Here is an 18,511-nt window from a genome sequence, read left to right as displayed (position 1 = left end):
ATTATGAGCGACTCTATAATTTTAGGTATTGAATCATCATGTGATGATACATCAGCAGCTATCATCAAGGGGAACCGTATTCTTTCGAACATTGCTGCTAATCAGGCCGTCCATAAAGAATATGGTGGTGTTGTCCCTGAATTAGCTTCACGTGCCCATCAGCAAAATATTATTCCCGTTGTTGAAAAATCCATCACTAAAGCAAATATACAACAAAATGCCATTTCTGCTATAGGATTTACCCGTGGACCCGGACTTTTAGGTTCACTTCTTGTAGGAACCTCTTTTGCCAAGTCTCTGGCCATGAGCTTAGACGTTCCTTTGATTGAAGTAAATCATCTCCAGGCACACATTTTAGCCCATTTTATTGACGATGCAAATCCTATGCCGCCAAAATTCCCGTTTTTATGCCTTACGGTAAGCGGAGGACATACCATGATTGTTGTGGTAAAGGACTATTTTGATATGGAAATTATCGGAAAAACAACAGATGATGCAGCAGGTGAAGCCTTTGACAAAATCGGTAAAATTTTCGACCTTGATTATCCGGCCGGACCAATCATCGACAAACTGGCTAAAGAAGGTAATCCTGATACTTTTAAATTTAATAAACCTAAATTAGATAATTACGACTATTCTTTCAGTGGGATCAAAACTTCCGTTCTGTATTTCATCCAAAAGGAAGTAAAGAAAAATCCTGATTTCATTAAAGAAAATCTGAATGACCTGTGCGCATCTGTTCAGAAATCCATTATTGAAATTTTAATGAATAAGCTTGAAAAGGCTGCCAAAGAGTTAGATATTAAAGAAGTGGCCATCGCCGGAGGTGTTTCTGCCAATTCTGTATTAAGAAAAGCCATGGAGGATAACCATGAAAAATTGGGTTGGAATATCTATATCCCGAAATTTGAATACACAACAGATAATGCCGCGATGATTGCCATGGTAGCACAACTCAAGTTTGAAAGGGGAGAATTTACTGATTTAAGAACAACGGCAACAGCAAAATACGATTTGTAAATGAAGCTTTTTTACGGAGAAATCGAAGGGGACACTATCATTATTAACGACGAGGAACAACAACACATTGTGAAAGTTCTTCGCATGAAAAACGGAGAAGAAATTCATGTTACCGACGGAAAAGGAAATCTTGCATCCGGAAAACTGGTTATTGAAGGTAAAAAAGCAGGTATAGACGTTTCGGCTATCAAAACAGATATTCCGGATTTCAATCCGAAACTGCATATTGCCATTGCTCCTACAAAAAACATTGACAGGATTGAGTTTTTTGTTGAGAAAGCCGTGGAGATGGGAATTTCTGAAATCACTTTTTTACTGACTGAAAAAACTGAACGTAAGAACATCAATATCGAAAAGATCAGGAAACAAAGCATTGCAGCATCCAAACAAAGTTTACGATATCATTTTCCCATTATTAACGATTTCGTAAAATTAGCCGACTTCCTGAAAAATATTAATCCTGAGAACACATTTGTTGCGCATTGCCATGAAAGCCTCGAAAGGACGGAGCTCACTCACATCCCACCTATGGAAAATTATACTGTTCTTATAGGTCCTGAAGGTGATTTTTCAGAAAAAGAAATTCAATATCTATCGCATAATAAAATAAGAGCTATTTCCCTTGGAAACCAAAGACTTAGAACTGAAACCGCAGGTGTATTTATAGCAGGATGGAATTATCTTAACTTAAAATTAATAACAAAAAGTTATTAATTTTAGTAAATTTTTAATAATTTCGCGTGCAAACTAATGTACCGTGAGACAAATTCATTTATTGTGGTGTCCATTTATATGCTTATTGAGCATATTTGCGCCTCAAGTATTTTATTCACAAGCTACCTATTTCGACTGTTCAAAATTTGTGACTTTCGAAAATCACACAGATACAGTCACTAAAAAACAATCTCACCTATCTACATCAACGATAGTTGTTAAAAACATTACCGATCCGTTAGCTTCTTATTTTTTTACTACGGATGATTACACTTTGATCAACATATATAATAGACATATAAGGCTCCATATCAATTAATTTTTGCTTACGCTGCCATTAATTGATAAGGAGTCTAAAAGTTAATGGCAGCGGTTTTTAATCATAGTAAAGAATTTCCCTTCAAATACTTTTTAAAAATCTTATCCCAACCATTTTAATCATACAAATTACCGTAATTGAACCTGAAACAGATACAAAGGGTCTGGTGCAAATCCAAGAATGTAATTTATAAAACTTATATAAAAAATGGCTGTTAAAAAATTTAACAGCCATTTTTTATTTTCTTTATCAGGAATATTATTTTTTCACAATTAATTTTCCTGTTTGAATTGAATTTCCTGTTTGAACTTTTACAAAATAAATACCGGAAGTAAGTTCAGCATTTATTTTAAGAATCTTACTATTTTCATTAAATTCAGATCCAAACACAAATCTTCCACTTGCATCCGTGATTTCCACCTTCCCTTTTTCACCAGATGAATTCAATTTAATAAAGAAATTACCATCATTGGAAGGGTTTGGATATATACTGAATGATCTATCTTTGGCTACCAGTATGGAAGAATTTTTTGATGCCGTACCGTTTCTAAAGATTACTGTATAGTCCTCCATTTGTCCACTCTGCATAGTAAGGCACACACTGCCAGTGCCTGTACCCGGGGTTTTACCGGCAATAACCCTCATTCTCAAAGGAGTATCCAGTACTGTAGTAGCAGGTGCCATGAAAGATCCGTTCCAAACCGTATCTGTAGAGCCTGAGGCAGCAAAGCTGTTTATATAGGTTGCCAGTTCTCCGGTTTCAAATAATCCGTTATTATTGTAATCTATCCAGACTCTGATATTTTGAGTAACTGATCTAATGTTAACCTGAATATTTTGCAGGTCTGTCACAGTTAATTCGGTAAAGAGGTTACTTGAACACTGCTGGTTTGTATAATCTATATAGAACTGGTTTCCATTCTCATTAGACTGCGCATCCGTCCTGTTATCAATAGTTCCCAATTTTACCAGTGTAGGCCCTGAATAATAGCTTCCTGAACTTGTCGCAGTAGGTACACAGCTTGGCGGGACAGGGGTGCCAGGCAAAGCCATTCCGCCTAATGACTGGGCCAAATCTCCTCTTAAACTTAAAAACTGTGCCAAAGCCCTGTCTCTCTGTCCCGGGGTAAATTTTCTTGAATCATTGCCATAACTCATCACGTTATATTGTACTCCTTCGTATAGTGCACCCGTACAAGGATTAATGTCTGAATTGGTTGGCATTACACTTCCGTTGATCTTCATTATTGGAGGAGTATCACAAATTTTATCACCGTTTATCGTACAATCACTATTTGCAGGACAAGTCGTATCATTTCCTCCCTGAAAAGTATGATACAACCCCATAGAGTGGCCAAACTCGTGGGCTAAAGTTTTGGGGCGATTGGTAACCACAAAAGACATCATAAAGGAATCATAGTCGCTATCCGGACTTGTGGGAAAGCCTGCCCAGCCCAATACCCCATTGTTATCATCACCATCCACTTTATTAATGACATAAATATTAAAATAAGAAGATTCCGGCCAATGCGGAGCAATAGCTCTCACCGCGTCTTCAGTAGTCCCGTTGGCAGTGTGTTTTTTTACACCATAGGTATCATATCCCGGAATGCCACCACCCTCATATCTAATGATCCCGGTTGTTGGCTGGCAGTGTTGGTCTCTTTTAGCTATAACCAATTTTATAGGTATTACAGTCCCCCCGTCACTTCCTGTTCCTTCTGCATAAAACCCATTACCATAAGTTGTTGCATAGATCTTATTGGTATCATCAATCCAGGCTGCAATTTCAACGTCAGTTTTGTTATATGGTGTACCCGTTGCAGCACCGGTAGGCTTAATTATATGAATTACAACCGGGATCTCATATACTGTTCCGGTAAACTTTCCCGCAGAATTACCAGTTACGGCCAATTTTTTGAGATACTTTTGAACACCTTCTGCCAGAAGTTTTGCATCTGCATCCAGTCTTGCTTTTCTAACAGACGGATTTTTTGCTTCTAATTCAGCCTGAACTTTTTCTGAGGCACACCATTCCTGTGCATAAGTTTCAAGGAATGTCAATCCAAATAAAAGAATAAATAATTTTTTCATAAGTAACTTTTCTTTCGAAGTTACACCGGATTGTACTGAAAACCCTCAAAACCCACCACTGCATTTATACTTCTTTTATCTGCATTTATGCTGCATATCTACATAAAGCACAAAATAGTGACAGATTCTAACATCTGATCATAAAAATTAAATATTTTGCATTATTATTTATTGGTAGCTCACTCAATTATTCAGGTATTATCCTTCAGGTATTTTTCAAAAATCTGTTCACCGCTTCTTATGGAATTCACAGCCCAGCGGATTTTCATTTTTAACAGTTTTTCCTGATCAAGTTTATAGTCAACCCTGGAATTAAGGAGTTTTTGCTTGAGCTCATACATACAGATTCCTGCTGCTACAGAGACGTTGAAACTTTTTGTAAAGCCATACATAGGAATGGCTAATGTTTCATCCGAAAATTCAATTACTTCATCCGAGACCCCCTCCAATTCTGTCCCGAACACTAAAGCAATAGGCTCAGTAATCTGGTAATCCGGAAGCATAACCGCATTTTTTTCAGGGGATACGGCTAAAATTTTATATCCTCTTTCCTTAATAGCTTGTAAAGAATCAATATTTTTAGGCATTTTTTCAACTTCTACCCAGGTTTCGGCACCTTTGGTTACGGTAAGGTTCGGGTTGAAGATATTTTCTTCCTCCAACGCAACCACTTTATGAAATCCGCAGGCTTCCACAGACCTTACAATAGCCGCCGCATTTCTAAACTGATAGACATCTTCCATTACAGGAAGCACAAAATCAGAGCTTTCCTGAGAAAAATGTTCTATCTTTTTCAGCCTTTCTTCCGTTAAGAATTGTTTTAAATATTCAAAAGTTTGTGCTAAATCTTTCATCTGATGATATATATTTTCCAGTAGCCAGACGTAACGTTCACAATGACAGGCTTATTATCATATAATTTCACCCATAAACGTCCATTCATTTTCAAATCTTTGCAAATTAACGTAATTTTGAGGTTACGAACCTGAAACAGGCTCAAATTCTTAATAAAAAGTACATGAAACGAAAAGTCCTGCTCATCTATACCGGAGGAACCATCGGTATGGAAAAAGATTATGAAACCGGCAGCCTGCGTGCCTTTGATTTTGGGAATATTTTTGAAAAAATGCCAGAAATGAAACTGATGGAGTGTGAAGTATTTGTACATCCTTTTGCCAAGCCTCTGGATTCTTCAGATATGGGACCGGAAGAATGGAAGATTATAGCCAACTATATTCACAAGAATTATGAAAAATATGACGGCTTTTTGATTCTTCACGGCACTGATACGATGTCTTATACCGCTTCTGCTTTAAGTTTCATGCTTAAAGGTTTAAAAAAGCCTGTCATTTTAACAGGGTCTCAACTGCCGATCGGGGATTTAAGAACCGATGCCAAGGAAAATCTTCTGACAAGCCTTTATTATGCCAGCTTATATGAAAATGATGAGGCCGTAATCCAGGAGGTTGCCATTTATTTTGAATACAAGCTCCTAAGGGGAAACAGAACCTTAAAATATTCTGCGGAGTATTTTGATGCCTATGCGAGTCCCAATTATCCTATGTTAGGGCAATCCGGAGTACATTTAAATATTATTAAAGAGAATCTTTACCGGTCTGATTCAAAAGACAGTACATTTACCGTGGATGATCATGTTTCTGAAGATGTTTTATTCTGGCGTATTTTTCCGGGAATGCATTTAAGCCATTTTAAGGAAATCCCAAGAATGAAAGTTTTGATTTTACAGGTTTTTGGTTCGGGAACTATTTTCAGCAGTGAAAAGACACAGGAAATCCTTCAGGAGATCCGGGATAACGGAACGGAAATCGTAGTGGTAAGTCAGTGTATTTCAGGAGGAATCTCATTCGGAAAGTATGAAAACAGTAATATTTTTTCCAAAATCGGAGCCATCAGCGGAAAAGATATAACGGCGGAAAGTGCCATTACCAAAGCGATGCACTTAATTGACAATCCTAACTATGAGGGAACCTTCGCGGAAAACTTTTCCAAAAGTCTTTGTGGAGAAATTTCCGAGTAATTGCGCAAATAATTTGCTAATTCAAGAAAATACACTATTTTTGCAATCTCGAAATAGAGAGGTGTCCGAGTGGTTGAAGGAGCTACCCTGGAAAGGTAGTATACGGGTAACTGTATCGAGGGTTCGAATCCCTTCCTCTCTGCAAATTATCCTAAATTCTCAATATGAGCAATTTAGGATTTTTTTTTGCGTTATTTATACCTTAAAAGAAAAACTCCCGATCATTCCTGACCAAGAGTTTCTCTGGAAAATATAATGAAGTTGAAATGAATGTTCTTTAGAAATATATATTAATTACATATCGTCAAAAACTGATGATTCATATGTACTTTGAATTTTGCTTCTGCTTTTAATTTGGTGTAGATCATGTTTTCAAAATTCTGTACAGATTTTAATTTGTGATCAATAAATTCTGCAATCTGAACAATGGAGAAAAGAAACTCCCTGTATTTTACCATATCTACCGTTCTTCCGAAATAAGGCAGATAGGCTTTTAAAAAAGGTATAGTGGATTGATGCTGATTATAATTAACGCAATACCCGGCACCTTCCCTGGAAGTAATCACTTCATAATGATTCACATAGTCTATAATAGTCTTATCATCAAGATTGACATTATTCTTTAAAAGATGCCTGTTAATCTTATCTAAAATATGCTGTGCATATTCCATCATACTGATTGTTTTCCATTCGAATATATGATTCATTCCCTTGACAGCATGGGTTGGTTTCCCGTTTTCACATTGATTGCAGAAGGAAATTCCGATCTTGTCGTGATTCGGGAAAAAGCAGTCTTTGATTTGAATGGAAGCATCTGCCTGCAACCTGTCGTTGGCAAAGCTATAATAGAGATAGGGAGCGTATAATTCTGCCAAGTTTTTTAAATAATCAATTTCATTGGTGTTATGATACTGCTCAAACCATTTCTCAAGGTTTTTGTAATAATGATTTTCAAATTCGTTATAATTCAAGTAAAACGGCAATTCCATAGCTTCGTATTTTATTTGAAACAAAGCTATTCCGGTAATACGACAAAACTTGACGTGTTATTTTTTTTCTGAAAAATATTTTAAATATTTCATTGAAAACTATTGATCATAATTCTTCATAATGTATTCAAAATAATGAATCATCTTCATATAGTTTTCAATACTGAGGTATTCATTCGTACTATGGATGCTCTGCCTTTCAGCGTCATTGATCTTAATAGGCATAAACCTGTAGATATTTTTGCTTACAATCTGATATTTATAGGCATCTGTAGCCGCAATGGTCAGATAGGGTGTGGCAATTGCATCCGGATAAATTTCTTTAATTCCTACTTCAATGATTGTAAAGCTTTTTGTATGGGTGGATGAAACGGCAGAAGCTTCTTTTGTATTATCTATTTCTTCTATCTCCACATCAAATCCTTCCGTAGCTTTTGCAATATGGTCTTTAACGTCTTTCACTGTATTTCCGGGAAGTAGTCTGAAATTAACGATAAACTCAACTTCGGGCGAAAGAACATTGGGGCCATCGCTTCCCTTCATCATGGTTAAAGCTGTAGTTGTTCTCACTAAAGCATTCGTACTGTTATTCTTGGTTAGCTGTGACAGTAAAACAGGTTTCAAAAACCATTGGTTGGCAATGGCTAATCTGTTGACAAAAGGCATTGTTCCCCCCACATTATCAAAGAATTGTTTAATGAGTGGAGTCATGATTGGTTTCATCTGATCATCCTCCAGTCTCTGCATAATGATGGCTGCTTTTCCCATTGCGGTTTCCAGCGGAGGCATGGAAGAATGTCCACCCAAACCTTTCACTTTGATTTTGGCAGAGAGAAAGCCTTTTTCTGCACATCCGATGACTGCCACATCAGAGTTGATTCCTTTCACACTCCCCTTCTCTAAAATCAATCCGCCTTCATCATATACGGCTTCGAACTTCAGTCCCTGTTTTTTGAAATGGACTGCAATTTGTGCTGCTCCTTTGGCTCCGCCAACTTCTTCATCAAAACCGAAAGCCAGGTATATATCACGTTGCGGAGTATATCCACTTTTGATCAGGTTGTTCATGGATTCCATTAAGGAGAAAAGCATTCCTTTCATATCAATCGCGCCCCGTCCATAAATTCTTCCATTTGCAACCGCACCTGAAAACGGACCGAAATCCCAGTCTGCCGCCACTTTTGTAATGGGAGATAGTGGTTTATCATTTGGGATAAAAACATTTTCCCGGCTATTCTTTATATCAGCATCTCCAGGAGGAACCACATCGATATGAGAGAGAAATAAAATAGGCTCAAGATTAGGATTATTCCCTTTCAGCCTGAACACCAACCCGTACTTATTGATCTCATAATTTTCTGTATTTTGATAGACCAGCGGATATGAATTTCTAAGATATTCTTTAAATGTTTCAAAGGGAGAATAATCAAAGTTTCCCAGCTCACCTGTTGAGACCGTAGGAATTTTTAGTCCACCTGAAAATCTTTGGACAGCAGAATCGTTTTTCATCGCTTTCCAACCTGATTTTGTTCCGGAACTATTTTTTTTGAATGGATAGGTGAATGTTCTGATAAGGAGAACGGCAATGAGAATGATGAGGATACCGAGGATGAGGAAGAGGAGTTTTTTCATGAGAGGGTTTTGTGGTGATGATGTACAAATATAGAAATATGACCAATGTAAAATGTGTTTTCTATAAAATCTTGTAAATAAAATTTATTTGCCTCAAGATAACAACAAACCCTTGCAAGTTGCAAGGGTTTGTTGTTATCTTATAAATTTATAGTTACTTATGGTTAATTTGAAGATCTTAAGGGCCTTCTTCTTTGATCTCTTCCACCAGAACATCTAATGCTTTAGCGAGTTTTTCCCATTCATCATCAAAGATTCTTACCTCGCCATTTTCTTTACGGCTGTAGTTAGAGACTCCGTAGAAATAATCTTTGACATATATTACTGTGTGTACCCCCGCTTCTTTCTTAAGTTCTTTAGCTTTTCCATAAAATAATACTATTTGTGCTTAATACAAAGATAGAGATTTTTAAGGCTGTAATAAATAAAATTTCTATACAAATAATGTTTCGTTTTCCACATGAAGACACAACCATTTTACAAAACAAAACCCACCGCTATTGCAGTGGGGTTATTTTTATCCGCTTAAAGTTACAAACTTTGCGTAGCGGGTTTTTTATCAGCCTTTTCAATTAAAAACTCTTGATTACATAAAAAAGCATAATCAATTTCAGGGTCTGAAAGAGATTCTTTTTTTATAGAAAGAGATAAAATACCATATAATCCCTCTTCAATAGAAATAATCTCAGCCTTAGTATTTTTATTAAATATAATATAATCCCCAACATCTATAACTCCGTTTGGTTTGCATGACAAAAAGTAGCCATCATTTTGGAAATCTCTAAATATATTTTGAATTAAAACTGTAGTCATAAATTTTTATTATTCTTTTGTAAATGTAGCCTTTATTCCATTTTGCATTGGTTGTACACTAACATTATTAAACCCATTCGCTTTTGCCTGACTTCCAGACCAAGTACTCCAGGCTGCTTCGGTTGGGCTTGCTCCACTTTGTATAGCGTTATTATACTGAATTAAATTTTTTGAAGCCCCTGTTTCGCCATATAATTTAGTACTTTGTACCCATTGGGCTTCAAATGCTGTCTCTCCTTCAACTGCAGTGCTAAATATTTTAGAACCTATTCCCATACCTTGCATATCCTTTGATAGGTTGATTTCCATTCTAACAGCACTGCCACTATAATCTATAACACCAACTTGCTTCCCATTAACATAAGCAGACGTTATTGGTGAGGGAGTATTAGAAAATTTGACTTCTGGAGTTACTTTTACAGCTTTGGATACATTTGTAACTCTTCCATAACCTCCATACATATTATACGCTCCGCCTCCAAAATTCAACATTTCTTCATTTTTGCTATTGCCTATCAAGCGGAATATCCTGTCCATCTTAGTCTCTCCTTCATTATAAAACGGACTGCCTTGCCATTGACGGTAAGAATTTAATCCCCCATATTTATCAGCATTAGTTTTAGCACTATATTGATTTGTAAAAGTTCTTTTAACCCAATTCCAAAAACTTCGAGTTTTTTTCTGTGCATAAATTACAACTTCTTCTATCTCAATGGTTTTTCCATCACCCTGATCACCTGGACCTCCAGGAGCCCTACCGTCTGGGTCGACAAAATTAATAGGATTGTTAAATACATAATTGTAAGGGCTATGGCGACGCATCATTTCCGCCAACGGATCCATTACACCCCATCTACCAATATCCGGCATATAGAATCTTGCTCCATAATCATACATCCCTGTCTCCTGTAATTCCTTTCCATTGTACTTATAATTTTTATAACTTCCTGCTCCAAAATAAGACTCCTCTTCGGCATTTCTTATAAAGCTCATTCCAAAAGGATAATAATCATTACTGTCTACAACCTGAACATCGTTATCTTTTCTCTGGAAACTTACCCTTACATTTCCTAAATGATCTTTATACTGGTAAATATACTTATTAATTGTGAAATCATAAAATCCTTCAGCTGTTGGAACAAATTGCAGTTCGGGATCAGGTTTTATCTGAAGTACTTTATCAATAAAGGCTTCCTGTTCGTAAGCAAAATCAATAGGATTATCCTGGTTATCAGGCGATCCCTGTGTGGTTAAATAATGAAAACCATCCAGGTATTCCGTAAAGATACCAAACACTCCGTCTGGTTTTGTAATATGGGTCAGTTTTCTGAGCTTGGTCCCATCCGCCCGGTACAGGTAGAGCAACTTATTCGTATTATTATTGATCCCAAAAGCATTCGGAAGATTAAGGAAATTATATCCGATCTGATTAATCTGCTTGTCCAGCATATTGATCATATTGCCATTAGCATCATACTCAATCGGATTCCCACCACCTTCGTAGCCGGAAGGGTTTCCGCTGGCATCATTCACTACGTGAAGTTTATTTCCATCATATTCATACGCCAAATCATCAACAATTTCATAATTATTGCTATAAAAAGAAGGTGCATTTCTTGACAAATGAGTGATATTCCCGTTCAGATCATATTCTATTCCCTCATCATAATACCCATTGAAAGGAACGGTTGTATTAGGTATTGAAAATGCGGCTTCTGTTAACCGATTAAGCGGGTCATAATGATAGCTGTATCTTTTTAACATACTTTCAGTCCCGATTTCTACCCTTTTTTTCCAATCCACTTCACCAATGTTTCCATTATACCTTCCCGGTGCATTCACAGGATTGGTATACTTAATTGCATATCCAAAGAGTTTTTCATCCAAATTTTCAGGATCATTAATCCTGGTCATCCAGCCTCTGATGTTGTACTGATAATCTATGCTCTGAAGATTGTTTCCTACTTGTTTATTGATTAGCTGTGACAATTCATTGTATGTATTATCTGCCAATAATTCCTGTGGTTGGCTCTCTACCTGATGGTAATGTTTTTTAAGCCTGTTTTGGTTGTCATACTCAAATGTTTCGGTAATGACTTTTTCTGTATCGGAACTTAACCTTTTGTGGTAGGTTTTGGTTTGCTGTACTGCTCCTGCAAAATCCAGATCAGATTCCGTTTTGGTATAGCCTCCTAAATAGTTAATGGAATGTGTTCCAATGGTTCTTCCTTTGGTATCATAATAACTATAATTTTTGGTCCAGTTATCATCTTCGATATTTTTTACAAAAGTCATCACAGGAAGACTTTTGGTACTTTTTCCTATGGTTGCCGGGTTATCCGTTAAAGTCTGTTTTCCGTAAATGGTTCCCGGGAAACTTGGGTTGAAGCTGTATGAAGGATAAGAGTCATAGTAATTTAAAGACAATAATGTGACCCATTTTGTTGAATTAGGATACGAAGTGTCGGGATTATCATAATACACATCCATGCCCTGTCTGTTGAAGAATACATAATTGATCCTGTTTACATTATTAGAACCCAATCCATCTACTTCGTTCTGTTCCCAGGCTCTTGATATAGAACCTGTAGAAATACCCGTGATAGCAACCCTTCCAAATTTATCATATTTGGTATATAGCCATTGTCCATTTTCTCTCAGTTTGGCATCCTGAGTAGCTACCAGGCGGTCTTGCTTATCATACACCATATATTCCCAACCTTTTCCGGGAAGCTTTTTTTCTACAAGCCTGCTTCTGCCGTCATAACGGTATTGATAGCACAGCTCATCATGCTTGACAGTATTGGTTGCAATATCTCCTCTGATACTCGCTAGTGGAGGAAGAACATAAACCAGCTGGTTGTACTCATTATAAACATAATAGGTATCAGCATTCTCTGTGGAGCTTACTACCTTTCTCACCATAACCACTTGACCCTCTCCATTCTTGAATTCTATGGTTTTGTTGCCATCTTCATCCGTTACGGTATTTTTATAGAGTTGTCCGTCAGTATACAGCCAGTTCTCACCTAATGTTGTTTTGGTGGCTCCGTTTTCCCAAATCGTGGAAGTGGTAAATTTCCGTACTCCATCAGCTACCGTACAGGCATCATAATCAAACTTCACAGGTTTGGTACTCCAATCGTTTCCTACCTGAATTTGTTGCTGAATCCTGTCTAATGGTGAGTTTTCCAATATTTTCTCAGCATAGATTTTTTCAGCTCCATAAATTGTTGAAGCATTTCCCAGGGGTGAAGTATAAATAGCTCCATTCTGGGTCCCTGATTGTGGAATAGGAAGATAATCTTTGACCTGTCTTCCGAATCCGTCATATTCAATATGGGAAACCACATCTTTTCCTGTTGGGGACGCTTTTACATTCACGGCCTGTTTTGCTCTTCCCAATCCGTCAAAATATTGGATGGTTTCTGAGGTTTTTGGAGTTCCTGCTGTCGGATCTGATAAATAGGTTTTCGTATATACATAGTTTTCGGTACTGCTTGGAGTGGTCTGGGCATGAGCTAAGCCAGCTACCAATAAAGCACTTATCGGGATGATTATTTTTTTCATATCTGTGTTTAGTTTTTATAGTTGTACTTGAATTCTTTCAGCAGCTTGCCGTTGACATCCACGATCTTCTCCAATCGATTCGCAGTATCATAGACATATACTTCCCTGATTCCTGAAGGTGGAGTAATGCTTGTTACTCCAATTAAAGGATCATAGGTATAAGTTGTAATCTGATACCCCGATAAAGATGTATTGTTTCGGAAGTTATCTAATGCTGCAATTAAAGCTCCCTCGTTTGCCGGATTAGAGGCATCCGAATCAGATGCCGAAACAATAGAAGATATAAGTCCTGAACTTACCAATTGGTCATAAGTTGCTCCTTCTATTTTAGCAATTGGTTGTGTCTGGTTATATCCCCATACAATAGCTACAGGAATCCCTGATTTAAGAGTATACTGCAATAGGTTTCCTTGAGTATCATATTTATTGTATGTTATCTCAGTAGATACTGTCGTGGGATTCTGAAGGTCATAAGATAACACTGAGATTGGCAGTACTAAACTTCCTGTTTCAGCCGTTGGGACCGAAGTTGGATATATCGTTTCTGTTCTCGATAATGTTTTGGTTATATTGCCAATAGTTTGCGTAGAAACCGTTTCCAATGGAATACCAATCATATTTTTCTCAATCATCAATTGATTACCTTTTTCATAAGCATATTTAAAAGATTTTTCTGTAGTTGTATTATCCGGATAAATGGTATTTTGCTTTTCCAGTTGCCTATATATATTATTGTAGTAAAAAAAGCTTTCTTTTGTTACCAGGGTTGGAACCCCATTAACAAAATCCTTTATTGTTTTTGATTTTATCTTATCAAAACCTGAATAGATTTTGCGGTAAGGAATGTAGGTGCTTGAAAGATGACCTGTCGGATTATACAAATTATATGGAATTAAAAGATTGGGGTCTTGGACAAAATCAGCAGCATAAGTATTTGATAGGTCTATATGTTTGGAAGTTTTCCATTCCGTTCCACAATAAAATTCTGTGTAGTCAACAAGATCTGTTGTGATCTCATCTACTTCATCCAGCTCATGTTCTATTGCTTCTCCATTATAATCAAAGCTGATTTCTCTTACTACTTCATTATTCTTGAAATACTGAGTACTTAAAAGTTTTCCTCTCTGCCAGCTTTGAGGTTCCTGCTCTCTTGACAATGAGTATGAAGAAATTTCACTATAATATGGATCCTGAAAACTAAAGTAGTTGGATTCCTTAATTTCAGAATTATTTGATATGTTGACATCTGTTTTTGTTACTTTCGTATAGCCAACATTAGCTCCGGAAGTCTTATATAATGGAGTCATTGGCTCAGTAGACATTCTGGTTGTCAAGGTATACTGAGCAGGTATATAATCTAATCCGTTTCCAGAAGATGGACTTCTCATTTTAAAGAATTCATAATAGCTTGGAGCATTCATTGCTTTACCAGAAGATGTAGTATTATCATCCTGTACATAAGAATACTTGGTTACATAGTTCGGTGAAGAAGAAATATTTCCGTTGGTATACGTGTTGATTTGTTTTATTCTAAGTCCCCCGATTTTGACTTCATCAGATATTGTTTGTCTGTATTTCAAGTTTACCGACGAACTATGACCAACATTCACATTATTGGAATCATTAACAGTAGGTTGATAAACGATCATTATGATTCTATATATACCTGTATTGAGTGATGATGATGTACCTGTATTGATGTCTATTTTCCCTTCTATTCCGTTCATGTTTTCTGATTTGGAAATTTTCCCCAAATCCCTGAAAAATTCAAAATCATTTCCTGATTTTTTTTGGATCTGAAATGCTACATAATTATATTCGCTATTAATATTTTGATAGTCTGGAACCTGAAAAGGCAGACTGGAATTAATGTTTAAAGACACCTCATTAGGAGACATGGACTGATCAGGAGCTTTTATTTCAAACTCATTTCCTAAGATTACTTTATGTCCGGGAGGATAATTACTAAGTTGTAGGTTTGATGGAGTAGGATAATAGTTTAAAAGATTATACCCACTTACATATAAACTTTCATTTTTAATGGTAAAGCCATCATCAGTAATATCATCATAGTATCTTCTTATTCTTGAGTGGGGTATTGCCGTATGGCTTTCATAAATAAACTCTTTTGTCCCGCCTTCAGGATATTTAACACTTTTTAAACTAAACGTTTGGGAGTACTGACTGTTGATTTGTTTTGTTTTCGGGAAAGTAGATGTGCTATAAGTACCCCCGTTGAAATATCCCCAATGGTCCCTCTTTACTGTCGTTTTAGCTGGGATCTTATCAAACAGATAATAATCAAATTCATAGGATTCATTAGAACCCGGAGAATTATTGCTACCATTAATAATTTTAACTGAATTTAGTTTTAACCTCTTATTGACAATATTTGCATAATCCGGGCTATTGGGGTTGTACGGATAAGGATCATCATTTGCATCAAAATAACTTTGATTAAACTCTATCGTTTTAATAGCTTTTCCTGAAAGATCAGTCACGATGATTTTAGTAAGCCTTTTTGAATTGGGCATCAAATCTATTCTGTTATCATACATAAATTCTATTTTACCTTCAGGGAAAAGAATGGTGTATGGTAAATTATCTTTATTTGAAACTTCGTTACATTTCATATACTCTGTAGATATTTGGTTTGTACTTTTTATCAATGTACTTACTGGGAAAAAATTAGTACACAGAGAGTATTCTATAGGTAAATAAGAATAAGTTACAGTGTTGCCTACAGGGGAAGTTATGCTCCCGACCTGCCATGTCTGGTCGAACAAACGTCCACCCGTCATCAACTTATACATAGATTTAATTCCGCCCCTTCCAAAATTAAATTTGTATCCATCAGAGGAGATGAATACAAAATCCAGATTCTTCTTTGTATAAGAACCATAGGATGTATTCGATATGCTATAGTCAGTCTTGATATCATCAAATGGGATAATCACAAATTTTGAAGTCTTCTGACTGTACATAATTTTGCCGGAGTGCCCGGGTATACTGTAGAAGAAATCATCAGGTCTTGCATCCACACTTTCATAGGGTGCTAATGGGTCACTTGAATCATAAGCTCTTTGATAAAAATTGGTAATATTTTGTATCTGAGCAGTTAAATTGGATGAACAATACTGTTCACTATAACCGGGGAACCCGGACGAATTAACGTTTACTGATTTTAAATTACCAATACCCTGTTCCGGAGCATCATATGATGTTGCCATCAGATAATTTTCATCCAATGCTCCATGATTGGTTCTATTGATTTCTCCACCTATATCTAGTGACCATCCCAATCCAACAAATGTGGCATCTTCATCTGTTTTAACTCCTCCTGAATTATAGGAAATAGAGATAGGAATCTCCATTCCATCTAAGTCAATGGTATAAATTGGAATTGAGATACTTGGCTGACCTGTGTATAGTGACACATTGTTTACTAATCTTTTTTTGAATTGAAAGGATTCGGGCGGCATAGGTGTTTTAAAATCCAGTTCAGAAGATTTCTGTCCTTTCATTATACCAATTCCTCCCAGAGCAATAATGCTCCACATATATATTTTTCTCATTACTATTTGTGTTTATTTCTTAATGATTTTCGCACTTGCGTTTTGATTGGTATCTGTTTTTATCGTGATCAGGTAAGCTCCCTGGATCAGAGGCTGAGTATTGATCTTCGTTACCTTATTCTTGGTCTTGGTTTGCTGTAATAACTTACCACTCATATCATACAATAAAATATCCGCTTCCTTAAATTCATACCCGATCTCTACATAGGTGTAATCCGATACAGGGTTTGGATAGACTTTGATGTCCTGCTTTTCAATCAACTGATCAATTTGTCCGTCTCCTAATTTCACGATCTTCCAGTTCTCCTTTCCTAATTCCTCTGCGCTAGTTCCTGCTAAAATGATCGAACCATCCCTGTTAAGCTTGATATCCGATAATCTTTCTTCCTTCTTTCTGGATTCTCCCTTCACATGTTTTCTCCACTCTTCTTTCCCTTCCTGATTCAGATACAACATCCAGAATGTTTCATCATCACTCTCTATTCTTCCTTCTGCCTGGGTATAACCTCCCAATAAAATGCCTTTAGTTGACAGGGTAGAGTTGTCAGTTGAAAGCTTCCCGCCTCCTGCTTCTTGCTTCCCGCTTATCACACTCATTCCCATAAGTACATCCCTGTTCTTAAAATTGTAGGATTTTTGCCATAATTCTTCCCCTCTTTCATTCAAAGAAATCAACCATAAATCTGTTCCTTCTTCTATTCCAGAGGTTTTATTTCCTGATCTTTCTGATCTGGATTCTCCACCAATCAAATATCCCGTGGAAGTTAAAGCAAGGGTTCTCAGATGATCATCTGCCTTTCCACCATAGTTCTTTTCCCATTCCACTTTTCCGTCTTTAGAAAGCTTGATGATCCAGTAATCGCCTTCACCGAAGTTTTCTGTTTTCTTGGATCCTCCGATAGTGCTTCTGGAATAGATTCCTAATAATGCACCTCCATCTTTGGTCGGAATCATTTTCTCCACTTCATCGAGTCCTTTTCCTCCTAAGATCAGTTCTGAAGTTTGCTTTCCTGTTTTATCGAGTCTTATGATCCATATATCTTTAGAACCATATCCTTTAGCTGAGTTCTGAACATTTCCTGCTACAAAGTATCCTAAATCTGTGGTTTGAATCACAGCTCTGGCTTCTTCATCGGAAGCAGTCCCTAATGTTTTCTGCCACTGCTCTTCCCCGAATTCATTGATTTTAATAAGCCACAAATCTGAGCCTCCTTTGGACTCGTCTTTTTTATCCTGTCCCTTCAAGGAGAAAGTGGTACCTGCTAAAACAAATCCACCCTCTTGGGTAGCGATGCTAGAAGATAAGAAATCATGGTTCTGTCCTGAGAAGTATTTTTCCCAGACTTCTTCGCCTTGCTGGTTGAGCTTGACTAAATGGAAATCGTAGCCGTTATTTTGCTTACTGCCTGAAGCCTGAGACTTAGAGCTTTGAATGGAGCTTCCTGTGATAAGATACTGTCCGTCAATAGTAGTGGTTACTTGTGAAAGGAAATCCTGGGTATTGGATTTGATGTCTTTCTGCCACAATACGTTTTGAGAATACAGCACAGCCGTAGTGCATAAGAAGAATGCACTCATGTAGATTTTTTTCATCTATCTTGTGTATTTAAAAGTTAATACTAGTGTTTATTATTAAAATATTGCAAATTTAACAAATTTTAGCAATTCAATTCACATTAAAAAGATTTAATATCATTACATACATTATTTATTATTTTCACAAAAATATTATGGGATAACGTCAAAA

Annotated in this window: 11 protein-coding genes and 1 tRNA gene; 4 read left to right on the top strand and 8 right to left on the bottom strand. The window is 36.7% G+C overall.

The features are described 5' to 3' along the window. Positions 1–3: 3 nt before the first annotated feature. Both tsaD and BCF58_RS07015 read left to right on the top strand, forming a co-directional pair. Entirely contained in the window at positions 4–1,020 is a 1,017-nt protein-coding gene (gene tsaD, locus BCF58_RS07020) for a tRNA (adenosine(37)-N6)-threonylcarbamoyltransferase complex transferase subunit TsaD (protein ID WP_121461106.1), read from the top strand. Further along, a complete protein-coding gene (locus tag BCF58_RS07015; RefSeq protein ID WP_121461105.1) occupies positions 1,021–1,734 on the top strand; it encodes an RsmE family RNA methyltransferase in 714 nt (237 codons plus the stop codon). A gap of 577 nt (positions 1,735–2,311) precedes the next feature. On the opposite strand, the gene BCF58_RS07010 is transcribed toward BCF58_RS07015, so the two are convergent. Both BCF58_RS07010 and BCF58_RS07005 read right to left on the bottom strand, forming a co-directional pair. After that, a complete protein-coding gene (locus BCF58_RS07010) occupies positions 2,312–4,147 on the bottom strand; it encodes a zinc-dependent metalloprotease (RefSeq protein ID WP_121461104.1) in 1,836 nt (611 codons plus the stop codon). Between the two features lie 191 nt (positions 4,148–4,338). Further along, complete coding sequence (locus BCF58_RS07005; RefSeq protein ID WP_121461103.1) at positions 4,339–5,001, bottom strand: TrmH family RNA methyltransferase; 663 nt, start codon at positions 4,999–5,001, stop codon at positions 4,339–4,341. Between the two features lie 164 nt (positions 5,002–5,165). Here BCF58_RS07005 and BCF58_RS07000 point away from each other — a divergent pair, with 164 nt between their 5' ends. Continuing rightward, positions 5,166–6,185: an asparaginase gene (locus BCF58_RS07000; protein WP_121461102.1), complete on the top strand. Its 1,020-nt coding sequence runs from the start codon at positions 5,166–5,168 to the stop codon at positions 6,183–6,185. 55 nt (positions 6,186–6,240) lie between these two features. Further along, positions 6,241–6,327, top strand: a tRNA-Ser gene (locus BCF58_RS06995). A gap of 148 nt (positions 6,328–6,475) precedes the next feature. Here the strand turns inward: BCF58_RS06995 and BCF58_RS06990 are convergent. The 6 genes from BCF58_RS06990 to BCF58_RS06960 all read right to left on the bottom strand — a co-directional run bounded on the left by BCF58_RS06990 (position 6,476) and on the right by BCF58_RS06960 (position 18,357). Continuing rightward, positions 6,476–7,174, bottom strand: coding sequence for a hypothetical protein (locus BCF58_RS06990; RefSeq protein WP_121461101.1), 699 nt, complete (start codon positions 7,172–7,174; stop codon positions 6,476–6,478). Between the two features lie 99 nt (positions 7,175–7,273). Continuing rightward, positions 7,274–8,806, bottom strand: a complete 1,533-nt coding sequence (locus tag BCF58_RS06985) for a M20/M25/M40 family metallo-hydrolase (RefSeq protein WP_121461100.1) — start codon at positions 8,804–8,806, stop codon at positions 7,274–7,276. A gap of 531 nt (positions 8,807–9,337) precedes the next feature. Continuing rightward, complete coding sequence (locus tag BCF58_RS06975; protein WP_121461099.1) at positions 9,338–9,619, bottom strand: hypothetical protein; 282 nt, start codon at positions 9,617–9,619, stop codon at positions 9,338–9,340. 9 nt (positions 9,620–9,628) lie between these two features. After that, positions 9,629–13,189 carry a DUF6443 domain-containing protein gene (locus BCF58_RS06970; RefSeq protein WP_121461098.1) on the bottom strand — a complete coding sequence of 1,187 codons (3,561 nt, stop codon included), beginning with the start codon at positions 13,187–13,189 and terminating at the stop codon, positions 9,629–9,631. 8 nt (positions 13,190–13,197) lie between these two features. After that, positions 13,198–16,764, bottom strand: coding sequence for a hypothetical protein (locus tag BCF58_RS06965; protein WP_147462042.1), 3,567 nt, complete (start codon positions 16,762–16,764; stop codon positions 13,198–13,200). A 12-nt stretch (positions 16,765–16,776) separates the two neighbouring features. Further along, on the bottom strand, positions 16,777–18,357 hold the full coding sequence (locus BCF58_RS06960) for a T9SS type A sorting domain-containing protein (RefSeq protein WP_121461096.1): 1,581 nt from the start codon (positions 18,355–18,357) through the stop codon (positions 16,777–16,779). Between the last annotated feature and the right edge of the window lie 154 nt (positions 18,358–18,511).

Origin of the sequence: Chryseobacterium defluvii, assembly GCF_003634775.1 — a bacterium.
Lineage (GTDB): Bacteria > Bacteroidota > Bacteroidia > Flavobacteriales > Weeksellaceae > Chryseobacterium > Chryseobacterium defluvii.
The sequence above is the reverse complement of the archived record's forward strand: the minus strand, read 5'-3'. Positions and strand labels throughout refer to the sequence as shown.

What these genes read in the sequence shown, in the direction of transcription:
- tsaD (WP_121461106.1), top strand. Translation starts at nt 4, where the DNA reads ATGAGCGACTCTATAATTTTAGGTATTGAATCATCATGTGATGATACA.
- BCF58_RS07015 (WP_121461105.1), top strand. Translation starts at nt 1,021, where the DNA reads ATGAAGCTTTTTTACGGAGAAATCGAAGGGGACACTATCATTATTAAC.
- BCF58_RS07010 (WP_121461104.1), bottom strand. Translation starts at nt 4,147, where the DNA reads ATGAAAAAATTATTTATTCTTTTATTTGGATTGACATTCCTTGAAACT.
- BCF58_RS07005 (WP_121461103.1), bottom strand. Translation starts at nt 5,001, where the DNA reads ATGAAAGATTTAGCACAAACTTTTGAATATTTAAAACAATTCTTAACG.
- BCF58_RS07000 (WP_121461102.1), top strand. Translation starts at nt 5,166, where the DNA reads ATGAAACGAAAAGTCCTGCTCATCTATACCGGAGGAACCATCGGTATG.
- BCF58_RS06990 (WP_121461101.1), bottom strand. Translation starts at nt 7,174, where the DNA reads ATGGAATTGCCGTTTTACTTGAATTATAACGAATTTGAAAATCATTAT.
- BCF58_RS06985 (WP_121461100.1), bottom strand. Translation starts at nt 8,806, where the DNA reads ATGAAAAAACTCCTCTTCCTCATCCTCGGTATCCTCATCATTCTCATT.
- BCF58_RS06975 (WP_121461099.1), bottom strand. Translation starts at nt 9,619, where the DNA reads ATGACTACAGTTTTAATTCAAAATATATTTAGAGATTTCCAAAATGAT.
- BCF58_RS06970 (WP_121461098.1), bottom strand. Translation starts at nt 13,189, where the DNA reads ATGAAAAAAATAATCATCCCGATAAGTGCTTTATTGGTAGCTGGCTTA.
- BCF58_RS06965 (WP_147462042.1), bottom strand. Translation starts at nt 16,764, where the DNA reads ATGAGAAAAATATATATGTGGAGCATTATTGCTCTGGGAGGAATTGGT.
- BCF58_RS06960 (WP_121461096.1), bottom strand. Translation starts at nt 18,357, where the DNA reads ATGAAAAAAATCTACATGAGTGCATTCTTCTTATGCACTACGGCTGTG.